Annotated in this window: 12 protein-coding genes and 1 pseudogene; 3 read left to right on the top strand and 10 right to left on the bottom strand. The window is 45.1% G+C overall.

Annotated elements, in window-relative coordinates:
• The 10 genes and pseudogenes from Q0389_RS12895 to Q0389_RS12850 form a co-directional block, all read right to left on the bottom strand.
• Positions 1 to 465 (bottom strand): annotated as a pseudogene (locus Q0389_RS12895) (hypothetical protein); the annotation flags it as partial.
• Between the two features lie 40 nt (positions 466 to 505).
• Positions 506 to 1,924, bottom strand: a complete 1,419-nt coding sequence (locus tag Q0389_RS12890; RefSeq protein ID WP_298694801.1) for a TolC family outer membrane protein — start codon at positions 1,922 to 1,924, stop codon at positions 506 to 508.
• 170 nt (positions 1,925 to 2,094) lie between these two features.
• Entirely contained in the window at positions 2,095 to 2,601 is a 507-nt protein-coding gene (locus tag Q0389_RS12885) for an HIT domain-containing protein (RefSeq protein WP_298694799.1), read from the bottom strand.
• Between the two features lie 9 nt (positions 2,602 to 2,610).
• Positions 2,611 to 3,894: a TRAP transporter large permease subunit gene (locus tag Q0389_RS12880; RefSeq protein WP_298694798.1), complete on the bottom strand. Its 1,284-nt coding sequence runs from the start codon at positions 3,892 to 3,894 to the stop codon at positions 2,611 to 2,613.
• A 1-nt stretch (position 3,895) separates the two neighbouring features.
• Positions 3,896 to 4,381: a TRAP transporter small permease subunit gene (locus Q0389_RS12875; RefSeq protein ID WP_298694795.1), complete on the bottom strand. Its 486-nt coding sequence runs from the start codon at positions 4,379 to 4,381 to the stop codon at positions 3,896 to 3,898.
• Positions 4,381 to 5,826 (bottom strand): UDP-N-acetylmuramoyl-tripeptide--D-alanyl-D-alanine ligase, encoded by a 1,446-nt coding sequence (gene murF / locus Q0389_RS12870; protein ID WP_298694793.1) that lies wholly within the window; start codon positions 5,824 to 5,826, stop codon positions 4,381 to 4,383. The genes Q0389_RS12875 and murF overlap by 1 nt, the downstream gene beginning before the upstream one ends.
• A 7-nt stretch (positions 5,827 to 5,833) precedes the next feature.
• Positions 5,834 to 6,568 carry an alpha/beta hydrolase gene (locus Q0389_RS12865; protein ID WP_298694791.1) on the bottom strand — a complete coding sequence of 245 codons (735 nt, stop codon included), beginning with the start codon at positions 6,566 to 6,568 and terminating at the stop codon, positions 5,834 to 5,836.
• Positions 6,569 to 6,570: 2 nt separating this feature from the next.
• Positions 6,571 to 7,608, bottom strand: a complete 1,038-nt coding sequence (locus Q0389_RS12860) for a D-alanine--D-alanine ligase (protein ID WP_298694789.1) — start codon at positions 7,606 to 7,608, stop codon at positions 6,571 to 6,573.
• A 10-nt stretch (positions 7,609 to 7,618) separates the two neighbouring features.
• On the bottom strand, positions 7,619 to 8,182 hold the full coding sequence (ruvA, locus tag Q0389_RS12855; protein ID WP_298694788.1) for a Holliday junction branch migration protein RuvA: 564 nt from the start codon (positions 8,180 to 8,182) through the stop codon (positions 7,619 to 7,621).
• Positions 8,179 to 10,080, bottom strand: coding sequence for a flagellar assembly protein A (locus tag Q0389_RS12850; protein WP_298694786.1), 1,902 nt, complete (start codon positions 10,078 to 10,080; stop codon positions 8,179 to 8,181). Before Q0389_RS12850 ends, ruvA begins: the two co-directional genes overlap by 4 nt.
• Before the next feature lie 86 nt (positions 10,081 to 10,166).
• Between Q0389_RS12850 and murJ the strand changes: the two genes are divergently transcribed.
• From murJ to Q0389_RS12835, 3 genes are read left to right on the top strand one after another with little or no spacing between them, the layout of a single operon-like run.
• Positions 10,167 to 11,570 (top strand): murein biosynthesis integral membrane protein MurJ, encoded by a 1,404-nt coding sequence (gene murJ / locus Q0389_RS12845; protein ID WP_298694784.1) that lies wholly within the window; start codon positions 10,167 to 10,169, stop codon positions 11,568 to 11,570.
• A 12-nt stretch (positions 11,571 to 11,582) separates the two neighbouring features.
• Positions 11,583 to 12,980: a cysteine--tRNA ligase gene (gene cysS, locus Q0389_RS12840; protein WP_298694782.1), complete on the top strand. Its 1,398-nt coding sequence runs from the start codon at positions 11,583 to 11,585 to the stop codon at positions 12,978 to 12,980.
• Positions 12,962 to 14,686, top strand: coding sequence for an ABC transporter transmembrane domain-containing protein (locus tag Q0389_RS12835; protein WP_298694780.1), 1,725 nt, complete (start codon positions 12,962 to 12,964; stop codon positions 14,684 to 14,686). The genes cysS and Q0389_RS12835 overlap by 19 nt, the downstream gene beginning before the upstream one ends.
• The last annotated feature ends 50 nt before the right edge of the window (positions 14,687 to 14,736 follow it).

Here is a 14,736-nt window from a genome sequence, read left to right as displayed (position 1 = left end):
TTCATTATACACAAACGGTTTCTTGATCAAAAAAGCAAAACCGGTATATTCAGATTCCAAGATTTCTGCTGGAATACTCTCTTCGATCGCTTCTTCTGCAGGTAGAACAATTTTATATGTCTTTCGATCAGGAGAAATGGAATCCAAAATACAAGCTTGAGAATTTTCAAGTAACAAAATCATTGGAAGCTGTAACGGAGAAATATCAGAGAGTTTGCGGCTTACCAAAGTACTTTTAAGTCCGGCACGGCTTGCGGCGCGGGAAAAAAGACTTTTGGAGGATTTTAAGCTAAAAAGGCGCAGTGCACCACCCCACGGTGCGCTCGGCAATCCCGCCATCAATGCTTCCGCTGTAAACGGTTTATGATAAAGTTGTGTAAATAAGACTAAACACTGTAATAACGGGTCAACGCCGAATACAGCCCCCTCATGGTCACTTAATTTATTTTCGAGTTCTTCACCCATCCATTATTGCCTTACACCAAAAATTGTTCTCTAAATTATACTATTCTTTATCGCGTTGGTATGGGGCATTTTTACGATCAGCAAAAATCAGCGTGTCAACACGGCTATCATTATCGATTCCGTTATCAACAACTTTTAATCCGACTTGTTTCGTATAAGTTTCAGTATTTGCACCTAAAACGTTTTCAACCATAGAACCCATCGCATCCAAGATACGGTAATTTGCGAATAAAAGATCATTCTCTGCACGGATAATTTGCGACTGTGCCGAAACGTGATCATTTTGTGCTACGATCAAATCCAAAAGCGTTCTTCGTCCGAGATCATACTCTTTTTGATACAGCTCAAGCGTTTTGGCACTGGTTGCTTCATAGCGTTTGAGATGGACAAGCTGCTCGGTCAAATAGTTTTTGGCCGACCATGAAAGGTTCCCCTGTTCATCTAGTTTACGGACCGTTTCACGTTTATTTTCATTTTCTTGGTATATCTTGCTCAGATTTTTTTGAATTTGCGATTCGTCTGCTCCGCCACGATACAGATTGTACGACAATGAAAGACCAAATTTGGTACGGTCATCCCGTCCATCCAATCCTCCAAGATCATTTCCCCAGCTTTGGCGGGCAAAAGCATCAATTTTAGGATAATAATTTTTATATGATGCCGCTTTTTGAGCTTTTGCCGCTTTTATATTGTAATTATCCACCAGAACAGAAGGATTATGAGTGCGTGCATACTCTTGCATCTCTTCACGCGATGCGGGAACGGTACCACTAAATGTCACTTCTTGGAGTTCCTCGGCCTTGATATGTCGTCCTAAAACCCGTTCAAGATTATATAGAGCATCATCTAAATTGTTTTGTGCGACAACATAATTCGATTTGGCTAGGGAAAGCGATGTATCTGCTTTCTCAGATTCCGAACGGGTTGTCATCCCGGCTCCGTAAAGTTTATTGACTTTAGTATAAATATCTTCATTGAACTGAACATTATCTCTAGCAATTTTTAATAAATCACGCATTTTCAATACATTGATATACGCATTGATAAATTTATATGCTTCATCATTAGCATTTTCGATGTAATGATTTGCAGCTGCCAAAATGCGAGCTTTATTATAATCGACTTCATAAATAGTGCCGAATCCATTGAACAAATTTTGGGTCAATTGCAATGAATGTTCGTAAGATGTTAACGTAACGCTTTCATTATTAGTACTCGGAGATTTTGTTCTTTCGCGGGCAAGAGTAGCACTATAATCAAGGGTAGGAAGATATTGCGATTCCGAAATACGTAAATCTTCCAATGTTGCACGATAGTTATGCAATCTCTCTTGTACGACTGGATGGGTCGAAAGGACTTCATCTACCCCCTCTTGGAGAGTTAATGCATTCAATTGCGAAAATGCACACACAGACAACATCACAGCGGCTTTCGAGAACGGAACTTTACAATTAAACATTTTACAACTCCATCAGACTTTATTATCGATAAAAGTATTATAGCATTCAAATGTCACTGAAATGTCACTAAAATGTGTTCCTATACATTCCAATTGTATAATTTTTACCTATTTTATGAGATACGGCGTATTGTTCAAAACAGTAAATAATCGGTAACTAATAAGTTGTCTTATGAGTTGCGTCTAAAATAATGGGAAGATGCCTCTTTTAAGCGGAAATAAATCTTTTCAAAATCGGTAGAATACACACGAGTATGTGCAATCGACGTAATGAAATTCGTATCTCTCTCCCAACGGGGGACAAGATGCAGATGGATGTGTTCCGCTATACCCGCACCTCCCGCTTTACCCAAATTCATCCCCAGATTAACGCCGTGTGCACCGAATGCTTCTTTCAACATCCGTACCCCTTTTTGTGCCAAAGCACTCATATGAAGCCAAATCTTTGGATCAAGCGTTTCTAGTGCATCGGTATGCAGATGGGGAATGATCATAAAATGACCGGGAGTGTAAGGATAGCGGTTCATGACGATAAAACAGTACTCATCCCGATACAACACATGCAGCGATGCATCCTCTTCACTATGGGAACTGATATGACAGAAGACACACCCTTCGATCTTTTCACCCGATACATACTCGTCTCGCCACGGTGAATATAAAACTTCTCTCTCCATTGTTTTCCTTTATACGAATGCAAAAACGAGATCAGGAAACAACATCACTAATCCCAAAGCTAAAATTTGAAGCAGAACGAACGGTATGATCCCCCGATAAATTTGGGCCGAACTGAGTAAATTTCCAGCCGCACCTTTGACAAAAAAGAGGGACAATCCAAACGGCGGCGTTAAAAACGATGTTTGGAGATTCATGGCCAACAAAATAGCGAACCACAGAGGATCGATTCCGTAAGCATGCATGACCGGAACCAAAATAGGGACAATGATAAACGATATTTCGATGAAATCGATGAAAAAACCAAGGACAAATACAATCGCCATCGCGATCGCGATAAAGGTCCATACGCTATCGACATGATTACCGAAAAATTCAATCACTTGATCCGTACCGCCAAGTTCGTTAAACACAAGGCTAAATGCCGTAGCACCGATCAAAATCATAAAAATCATCCCGCTGAGCTTCAATGTCTCCGCCAACGATTGTATCAGCATCTCTTTGCCGATCGTTTTATTGAATGCCGACAGGACAACTGCCCCCACAACACCGAAAGCCGCGGATTCTCCCGGGGAGGCAACCCCGGCAAAGATCGATCCCAATACGACGATCATCAAAACCAACATCGGCGTTATGGCCCACAAAAGTGACTGCAAATTGCCGCTGCGATGATCTTCATGCAGTGCCGGAGCACTCTGCGGTTTGAGATGGGCGATCACAAGAATATAAACAATATATAAAGCGACAAGGAGCAGACCGGGTAATACTGCCCCCATAAACAATTCGCCGACACCGATATTCATGACATCGCCGAGGATAATCAAAATAACCGAAGGGGGGATGATCTGTCCCAAAGTACCGCTCGCGGCGATGGTACCGCCTGAGAGCTCTTTTGAATATCCGGCACGAACCATCAATGGCAAGGCGATCAGACTCATCATCACTACCGAAGCGCTGACAATTCCCATCGTAGCCGCCAACACTGCTCCAACAAGAACGACACTGACAGCCAATCCTCCCTTGAGACTCCCGAACAACGATGTCATCGCGATGAGAAGTTTTTCGGCGGTCCCCGAACGCTCCAGCAACAATCCCATTAAAATAAACAGAGGAACCGCCATCAACGTACCGTTACTCATAATCCCGTAAATACGAAACGGAAGGACGTTAAACGCTTCCAGACCCAAATCAGGCGAAAGCAAAGCTGTCGCTAATGCGGCTCCGCCAAAGACAAATGCGACAGGAATGCCGATGCTGAGCAGCAACAGTGCGATCAACAGCATTATCACAGCCATATTATCCCTCCCTAAACGTTCGGTAAGATGAGACGATGATACGCAATGTCTGAATAACCATCAAAATAAAAGCGATCGGGATAAACGATTTGATGATAAAACGATACGGCAGTCCTCCCGGATCGGCTGAAGATTCCATTTGTGAAAAACTGAGTGATACAAAATCGATCCCCAGATAGATGATAAGAAGCGAAAACGGAAGAACAAATAAGAGCGAACCGATGAAATTGACGATTGCTTTGGTTTTAGCAGAGAAATGTTCGTAAAAGATATCGACCCGTACATGGGCATCGTGAGTCGAGGTATAGGCGATGGAGAGGAGAATGAGTACATCGAATAAATGCCACTCCAACTCCTGCAATGCGATCGATCCGGATTGAAACAGATAGCGCATCAATGCATCGTAGACAACCAGTAAGACCAGAAAAACAAGCGCCGCGGCGGCGATCTTTCCGCTCCAATCGACCAATCGGACAAAACGGCGCATTAGATAAAGTTGGGAGCGTCGTTGGCAAAGAGGATAATGTCACCCGCGCGAGTCACTTCCCCCAGCACTTTGACCATTTGGGATTTGTCGCCAAGCATGATCGTCTGGTGAACACTCAGTTCCCGTTCAAACTGCTGACGGTTCAAATGTCCCGTCACAATTACAATATCAAAGACGTTGTTAATCGCACGGATCAATTCGCTGTTCAACTCCTCCGTACTCTCGACAAGACCGGGAGTAACGATCACTTTACGCCCTTCATGTAACGAGCATAGCCGAACCCCCTCGAGCATTCCGTCGATGTTGCCGTTGTACCCGTCATCCAGAATAATCTTGCCGCCGGCATCGATACGTTCCAAACGGTGTTCGACACTTTTGAGGTTTTCGACCGCACTGACGATTTCATCGCTTTTCATCCCCATTTCGACCGCAATCAAAATCGCCGCATTGATGTTGATCGTTTGGAAAGCGCCCAAAACCAAAGTATGAAAATGATGTGTCTCACCGTTGATATCGGTATCGAAATCGATCCCATCCAACGTTGCGGTGAGATTACGGATGTCATCCCCGAAAAAAGTCACTTTTTCATGCGGTTCATCCGTTACCGACGTATGAATAAACGCTTTTTTCAAGCGGTTCGAGTGGATGATCTCCAGTTTCGTCCGTTTGATGCGATCGAGCGTTTTAAAATATTCCAGATGCTGTGGTCCTACTTTTCCGACAACGACGATCTGAGGATTCAAAAGCTGTGCAATCGCGTAAATATCGCCGACTTCGCGTGCTCCCGCCTCGCAAACATATACCTGCGTCTGTTCCGGCAGAGATTCGTTTACATCGCGGATGATTCCCCCGAGCGTATTGACGCTTCGCGGCGTCGCGTACACCTTGAAACGGTTAGACAATACCTGCGCTATAAAGTTTTTCATCGACGTTTTACCGTAGCTTCCCGTGACACAGATGATCGTCAGATCCTTCATAGAAGCAATTTTTGTTTTCGCCTGACGCTTATACGCTTCAAACAAAAATTTCTCGATTGCCCATGACCCGATATAACTGATCACCAACGGCATAAAAACGCCGTAAATGACGCAGGCTGCTTTGAGTGTGCATAAGATATCCTGAAACAGTGTCAATGAGACTAAAAGGATCAAAAACCGTTTAACCCGCCACGTTAGAACCAGTTTTTTGTCCAGTTTTCGGTGCCACATGATCATGGATGGCAAAACGGCAAAATAAAAGAAAATCGCGAAAAATTTCCCGGTCGCGTAATACGCGATAAACGGAATAATGAAATAGACGATATGCCACCATGTTTTATGGTGCCGCAGAATGACCCGCTCGATCTTATAATCATACCATTGCAGATTGGTAATCAGATACCATCCCAACGTCATGACGAAAAGAAGATTCGTTAAAAATGCAAAAATTTGTGCATAATCCATCATTGCTCCCTTAGTGCTCTAAACTTTTTAAAACCACTTTTTCGATCTCTTTGGCAACACTGCCCCCCTGTTCCAAAAAGAAATAATGGTCGCCGTCAAATTCGACGACTTCTGAACCGGGAATGAGTTCGGCTATCTTATATGCCGTCCACAATGGCGTTGCGGTATCCTGACGGCCGAAGCACAACAGTGCGCGCCCTTTGAAAGCTCTGAAAGATTCCGTAAAGTCTTCGTTCACGACCCGCTTGAAGGTTTCATACATCGGTTCGCTCAATCCCTGTGCATCGGGTGCGACAAAAAAACGGCGAAGCGACGTCAAGCCGCTGAACTTCAACAGTTTGAACAAAAAGATTTTAGCTCGGATTTTAAACGGTTTTGGAACCAGTATCCCCGCCGAACCGACCAACACAAGCAGATCCGGCTGTAACAGGGTAGCTACTTTTCCGCCGAAAGAGTGTCCTAAAATGATCGCTTTTGTAGCATCGATCATCGTAATGAACGATTCCAAAATCGTTGCGTAATCTTCCGTCGTTAATGCCATATTGCAGGTACTGTTTCCAAAGCCCGGCAAATCGATATAAATATGCCGAAAATTCCCTAAATGCGTACCGAAGGCATGTTTCATCAGGTTTTTATGTGATCCCCATCCGTGTAGAAAAATAATATCGTGCCGTGCGGAAGGGTTTAAAATCTCGTAGCTGATCGAAAATGTATGCTGTTTGTATTGTACCGTCTTGACCGCCACGCTTATTTGCCTTTGGCTTGAGAGATGGAATGGATATAGTCGTATTGAACCCGTATCGCTTTTTTATCCGGAAGCGATCCCAGTAACTTATGGATAGCTCCGCTGAAATCTTCAAACAGATAATTGGCCATCGATCCGGGGATCGGATTAATCTCATTCAAATAGATTTCTCCGTCGATCTCAAAGAAATCGCATCGGATCAACGCCCCTTCAAAGAGTGGGGAATACAATGTTTTAAATGCTGCCTGCAACTGGGTCACCAACGAATTGCCGATTTCTGCCTCGGCTACTTTGGCTGAACGGGAAAAATCCAGATATTTTTTCTCGAAATCCAGGAATTCAGCCTTTTGCGGCTCTTCTACAATCGAATACGTGATCTCGCCGCGGGCGCTGAATCCGGCTAAGTTATACTCTTTTACCCCTGCGATAAACGGTTCGATGAGAACAATCTCGTCAAATTCGAATGCCACATCCAAAGCATAATCGAGTTCGTTCGCTTCGCGGACGATACTGACTCCGATAGAGCTTCCGAGACGGGAGGGTTTCACGATAAAAGGATACGCGGTCGTCACCGTGCGCGGTGCATCTTTGCGAAGTACCTCATACGGCAATGTTTTGACTCCGACCGATTGGGCAAACCATTTGGTGTAATGTTTGTCAAAACTGAGCATCGATGCCTCTTTACGGGGACCGATAAACGAAATACCGAAAAAGTCAAACAGTGAAGCGATCGTACCGTCTTCCCCGTCTGCTCCATGAATCAAATTCAAAACCGGCATCTCAAAACGTTTGCTGCCGAACATACCGCGTTGTTCGAAGCCGCCGTTAATCAGGAAAATTTGGGGCATTTTACGGTGTTCGCCGCGTGAAAACGTTACTGCTTTCATTTTCGCAGGGTCGATCATGTAAAACTTATGATCCTGATCGCAAAAAATAAAACTGAGTTCAAAACGGCTCAATTTTTCTTTGATCGTAATGGCACTGACGATACTGATTTCATGCTCAAAACTAGCTCCGCCGAATAAAATTGCTAATTTCACGTATTTCCTTTTAAAGTTTTTGTAATTGTTTCAATGCTTCTTTGACCAGTGTCGCGGTATCGGTGGCATGCGATTGGCTCAAAGCTTTGGCAATCTGCTCTTTTTTAAAGCCGAGCGCTTCCAGAGCCATCGATGCTTCAGTCGTCGCCGGAGTCGCCGTTACCCCGGTACTGAGCAAGATTGCATCGAACCCCGCCAATTCAACCATGATACGTCCTGCACTTTTGGGACCGATTCCCGGAACTTTTTTCAGCGCATTGAGATCTTTGGATGAAATAATACCTGCAAACTGCTCCGGCGTAAAGGTCGAACAAATAGCCAAAGCCGCTTTCGGACCGATTCCGTTGATTTTCAACATCCCTTCGAAGAGAATTTTTTCGCTTTTTTGAGCAAATCCGTACAGTTGCTGAGCATCCTCGCGAATAATATGGGCGATATGCAATCGCGCTTTTTCGGAACCGATAGTGCTAAAAGTGTGCAAAGAGATAAAAACCTCATAAATGACGCTGTTAACGTTCAAATGAACCAAAGTCGGTTCTTTATATTCGATAATTCCTTCAAGCCCGACAATCATTGTTGTAATACCTTTATCGTAAATTCACCCTCTTCGCTTTCATGCAAGCCTAATATCTTCTCTTCCGAATTATGGGTCGGAACATACAAAACCTCTATCGGAGGATCGATAAGCTTGAAAAGTATCTCATTATGATTTTTCCATCGGTCGTGATTGACGATGCGAGCCTCAAAGATTTCGCTCTGGAGTGCCGTATGTTTTTCGCTTAGCCATGCGTACTGATCTTCTTTGGTTTTAAGCTCGACGCGAAGTGCTTCGATTTTTGCTTTGAATGCCTGATGTTGCTGATATTTTTGGACAAACGCGGTCGGCATTTTTATTCCGTTATTTTTATAATGGGCTAACTTTCGTTTTAAATCTTCCATCCCCGCGGCATTTTCGCGCCATGTTTGTTCATATCCTAAAAGTTCTTTTTGAATATCACGGATCGCTTGTTTCACCTGTCCCATTTTTTCGGAACGCTCCGCCAAGCTCTCAGACGATTCGTTTATCATCGGATCAATGATAAACTGATTTTCGCCCCCTTGCAACTGTTTGATTTCAATCAAGTGCGATGCCGTCATCTTGACATGAGAGCCCAGCATCTCGATGACGATCTCACGTGCCCGTATTTTACCTCCGGTCGCTTGCGATACCGTTACTTTTTCCCCTTCAACGGTACCGTGTTCGAGGCGGGCGATATGAATCACCTTACCGTATGCCGTACCTTTATGGATATTAATCGTCAAGTCGTCTGCCGTAATCACGGCGCTTTGGTGCACTTGTCCTTCCACAACCGCTTTTTTAGCGGTCACTTTGGCATTCGGACCGATATTTCCGTCAATGTTGATGTTATTGACGGTCACTTCCATTCCCGTACCGATAGCATCTTTGAGGGCATCTTTCTCTTTGACGTTGATCGATACGTCCGCATCGAGTTGCGTGTCGATCGATCCCGTCGTCTTAAAGCTGATCTCCGTCACTTCGACTTCGGTACGGATATCGTAAATTCCGTTTTCAAAAGTTACATATCCTCCGCTTTTTGCACGATACTCGATATTGTCAGGATTGTCGACGACCTCTATTTTATCACCGACACCGAACGTCGGTTCGTATTTGACGATCGGCTCTTTGGGAGTAATGAACTCTCCGCGGCAATTACGTCCGTTTTCCCCTCTTTTGGGTTTGATGTACTCGATCAGCAGTTCATTCTCAACCGCACTCATCACATACCCGCGCTTGGCATAATCGATTCGCCCGTGTTCGTCCTGATTTTGCCGTTTGTTCTCAAAATGGAGAATCAGTTTATCATTGACGGTCTCGACCGGCTCATACCCCTGTGCGATTAAAAAACGTTCCTGCGTCTCAAAATGAACGCTCCCCTGAATACGCACCTTAGCCAAAAAATCCGCGATATTTTGGGCCATGACCGAATCAAAAAGACCGATCATCAAATTGGCACGCAGTTTTTTCTTATTTACCAAATGGATAAAATCATCGTTAAACGTTTCATAATAATTTGCGGTACTGCCGGGTTTAATCGTCAAATAAATTTTGCACAGTGTCGTATTACCTCCGATCGACATATCGATCGTATCGAGAGGGTGAGCTTCGGTTATCGAATGGATCTCGATTTCATGCGTCTGTTTAAGCTCAAATTTTGGATTTAAAAAGTGCTCTTCTTTCAAATCTTTGATCTCATCGGCTGAGAGTTCGATCCAATCTTCTGCAGAGCCGTCTACCGCTGTTTTGGTAAATGTTTGGGTATCGAGAAGATGAAAATCGAGACTGTGAACGGGAACTTTATAGTTTACGGAGGCTTGCAAAAGTTCTTTTGCAACGTTGGAGGTACGTACAACTATCGGCTTGATCTGCGGTACTTCGGTATCGTGTTCGCTCTCTTTAGTAAACAGCCCCATAATTTAGCCTTTGTCATTAGTGGGCCTATTTTAATCACATATGGGTTAAAATTTCGTAAAATTTATCTTCAGGCGTCCAATACTGTATGTTTAAATCCGTCTTCTCCAATTCGTCCGGCATACTTATCTCCCGAGTAACCGGGCTTGCGCGCGATATTTTGATGACCTCGACCATCGGGGCAAATGTCTGGAGCGACGTTTTTTTTATGGCTTTCAAATTCCCGAATCTTTTTCGGCGTATTTTTGCAGAAGGTTCGTTCACTCAAAGTTTCATGCCCTCATACATCGCTTCACGGCAGAAAAGTGTGTTTGCAGTAGCCATTTTTATCCGTTTCATGGGTTTTATCGTCGCGTTTTCCCTTTTGGTTACCCTTTTCCCCGGTTTTTTTACCAAACTTCTGGCATGGGACTGGAATGCGGAACTGATCTCGAAAACAGCCCCACTGACGGCGATTAACTTCTGGTATCTGGATCTGATATTCATCGTCACCTTTTTAGGGACGCTTTTGCAACATAAAGAGCATTTTTTTACCACCGCTTTTTCAACCGTCTGGCTTAATATCGCTATGATCGCTTCACTGATGCTTTTTGCCCACAGCGATCCCAAAACAATCGTCTATGCTCTCAGTTTCTCGATCCTCGTCGGCGGTTTGCTGCAAGTAGCGACACACCTCTATACCATACGCCAAAAAGGTCTATTAAAACTTCTCGTCGGAGGGTGGAAATACCGAAATCGCAAGGATGTCAAAGATGAAGAGTCCAAATTCAGTAAACTCTTTTTCCCGTCGGTTTTGGGAAACTCCACTGCACAGATCGCATCGTTTATCGACACTTCCCTTGCATCGTTTTTAGCAGCCGGGTCCGTCTCCTATCTCTTTTACGCCAACCGGATTTTCCAGCTCCCTTTCGCCATCATCGCACTCGCCATTACGACGGCTTTATTCCCCTCGATCGCCAAAGCGATCAAAAACGAAAACCACACCCTCGCCTATCAAAATCTTCATAAATCGTTTTGGCTTCTCAGCGCACTGCTCGGTCTTTCGGTATTGGGAGGGATGCTTTTATCCGAACCGATTATCTGGCTTTTGTTCGAACGGGGAGCTTTTACACTTCAGGATACGCTCAATACCGCGGATGTACTGCGTATGTATATGATCGGACTGATTCCGTTCGGACTCGCCAAACTCTTTTCCCTCTATCTGTATGCGATGCATAAACATGTCAAAGCCGCGAAAATCGCCGCAGCTTCACTAATTGTCAATATTCTTTTTTCCCTGATCCTGATGAAACCGCTCGGCGCGGCAGGATTGGCGTTGGCCGGAAGTATCGGCGGTGCGGTACAGATGTATCTCACGATGCGCGAAGTGGGATGGAAAATCGTATTTGACATCCTCAAAAGCGTTTATACCCTCTATTTTATTTTCGGAGTCGCATTGTTTTGGGGCGGATTTTACAGTTTAAATCAATATTTGGTACACTTGATACGTTAAGGAAGAAAATAGATGTTTATTTATGACAGTGTGAAAAAAAGCAAACTCCGTTTTGAGCCGCAAAATGAAGGAAAAGTATCGCTCTATGTGTGCGGACCTACCGTGTACGATGACGCCCATCTAGGACATGCCAAGAGCGCTTTGGTGTTTGATTTGTTGCGCCGCGTTTTGGAAGGGGAAGGATACGAAGTCTTTTTTGCGCGCAACATCACCGATATCGACGACAAGATCATCAACAAAGCGCTGCAAAGCGGTCTGAGTACGACGGAAATCGCACAACGCTACAGCGAGGCCTATCATCAAGATATGGCGGCCATCGGCGTACTGCCCCCGACGTTGGAGCCCAAAGCGACCGAGTCGATCGACGCGATGTGCGAGATGATCCAAAAACTGCTCGATAAAGGGCACGCTTATACGATCAGCAACGGCGATATCTATTTTGACACCGCTACGGACAAAGGATATCTCAGCCTCTCCAACCGCCAAAGCGACGACAACGTCAGCCGTGTCGAAAAAGTCTCCGAAAAACGTCATGAAGCCGATTTTGCCCTATGGAAAGCGGTACATGACGACAGTGTCTCTTTTGATTCCCCTTTCGGCAAAGGGCGTCCGGGATGGCATTTGGAGTGTTCGGCCATGATCGAACGTTATGTACGCAGCGGAGATCATCCGTATGCCATAGACATTCACGGCGGCGGCGCAGACCTTCTCTTCCCCCATCATGAAAACGAAGCGGCTCAAACCCGCTGTTCAAGTAACCATGAATTGGCAAAATACTGGATGCACAACGGCTTTGTCACCATTGGCGGTGAAAAAATGTCCAAAAGTCTCGGTAACAGCTTTTTTCTCAAAGACGCTCTTAAAGCGTATGACGGAGAGGTGCTGCGATTTTACCTCCTGAGTACCCACTATCGGGGAGACTTCAACTTTAACGAAGAGGACCTCATCGCTTCAAAACGCCGTCTTGACCGTTTGTACCGTCTGAAAAAACGGCTTTTCGGCCTGAATGCGCCGATTGTCGAAACCGATCTGAAACAATCCCTTCTCGAGGTACTCGGAGATGACCTTAACGTCTCAAAGGCATATGCCCTGATCGACGAATTCGTCACCTCTGCCAATGAAAAACTCGATGCCGCGCCGAAAGACAAAACACTCCGCAGTGTACTTCTCTCTTCATTCGACACGCTTAACACTCTCTTAGGTTTCGGAGGACAAAACCCGTATGCCTATTTTCAGTTCGGATTGGACGAAGCGACAAAGGCACGGATCAATGAGCTGATCGATAAACGCAGCGAAGCCAAAAAGATCAAAGATTTTGCCGCTTCGGACGCATTGCGCGACGAACTCACAGCTATGGGAATCGCTATCATGGATACCCCTGAGGGAACTGTATGGGAGATACGAGATTGAAAGAGACCTATAAACGCTACTGGCCGTATATCAAACAATACAAATCCCAATATTTTCTGGTATTGATCGGAATTCTCCTAACCGTCACCGCTACAGCCGGAACCGCCCACATTATGCAGCCGTTGATGGATAACATGTTCATCAAGAAAGAGCCTCGTATGCTCTATATCATTCCGGCGTTATTAATCGGCATTTATATTTTAAAATCCGTGGGACGGTATATCCAATCGGTCTTTACCACCTATATCGGAATGCATATTATCTCTCTTCTCCGTCAGGATCTTTTGGCCAAAATGATCCGTATGGATATGATGTTCCTCTATACCAACCGCAGCGGAGAGCTGATGTCGCGTATCACCAACGACATCGCCAGAGTACAATACTTCGTCTCGAAAATGCTGCCGGAATTGGTCCAAGAGGGATTCACCGTCATTGCCTTGGTCGGATACGTCATCTATCTCAATCCGATCCTCGCTTTTTGGGCTCTTTTCGTCATGCCGGTCATTATCGTCCCCCTGATCAAGATTACCCGAAGACTCAAACGGCTCTCTCACCGTTCTCAAGAGAAAAATGCCGATTTGATGACCCGGCTCACCGAAGTTTTCAATAACAGCGAAATCATCAAGACCAATGCAACCGAAGAGTACGAAATCGCACGTTTCAGAGAGGAAAACGAACGCTTTTTCAAACTCAATATGAAAGCGACCTATACCGGCGATCTCGTATCGCCTTTAATGGAAACGATCGCCGCAATCGGCCTTGCCGCCGTTATTTTCGTCGGAGCTCAACAAGTCTATTCGGGTAATATGACCGTAGGGGAATTCACCGCTTTTCTAACGGCGGTAGGTATGGTATTTCAGCCTCTGCGCCGCGTCAGCGCCATCTACAGCAAAATCCAAGATGCCCAAGCCGCCAGCGAACGGGTTTTTCATATTTTCGATCTTAAAAACAGCGTCGTCGACGGTCCACAGACTCTTTCAAAACCGATTGATAAAATCGATTTTGACAATGTGACCCTCAACTTCGGAGACAAAACCGCTCTTTCGGATATCAATCTCTCGATCCGTTCCGGACAAACGATCGCCCTCGTCGGACAAAGCGGCGGAGGAAAAAGTTCGCTGATCAATTTGCTGCTCCGTTTTTACGATCCTGATCAGGGAGAAGTATCCGTCAACGGACAATCACTCAAAACACTCACCCAGCACTCTTTGCGCCGACAAATAGCAGCGGTTTCACAGCGGGTTTATATCTTTCAAGACACTCTGGCCGCCAACGTAGCCTACGGTAGCGAGATCGATGAAGAACAAGTAATCAACGCTCTTAAAATGGCCGATGCATTCGAATTTGCATCTTCTCTTCCCGATGGAATTCATACAATGATGCAAGAGTTCGGTGCCAATCTCTCAGGAGGACAGCGTCAACGTATCGCGATCGCACGTGCGATTTACAAGCATGCCTCCGTCCTTATTCTGGATGAAGCGACCAGTGCGCTTGACAACGAAAGCGAAAAACGGATCCAGTCTGCGTTGGAGGCCTATACGGCGAATAAGATCACGATTATCATCGCTCACCGCCTCAGTACGATTGAACATGCGGATGAGATTTTGTATTTTGAAGAGGGAAAAATTATCGACAGAGGAACCCATAGCGAGTTGTTGGAAACTTCCGACAATTACCGCCGTCTCGCAGGGAAAATGGGGGAATAACCCCCGGTTAAACCTTTTTTGAGTATAATCGCGGCAACTTTATCTATTAA

This window comes from uncultured Sulfuricurvum sp. (assembly GCF_937936435.1).
Taxonomy (GTDB): domain Bacteria; phylum Campylobacterota; class Campylobacteria; order Campylobacterales; family Sulfurimonadaceae; genus Sulfuricurvum.
Note: the sequence above shows the minus strand (reverse complement) of the source record. Positions and strands in the feature narration are given on the sequence as shown.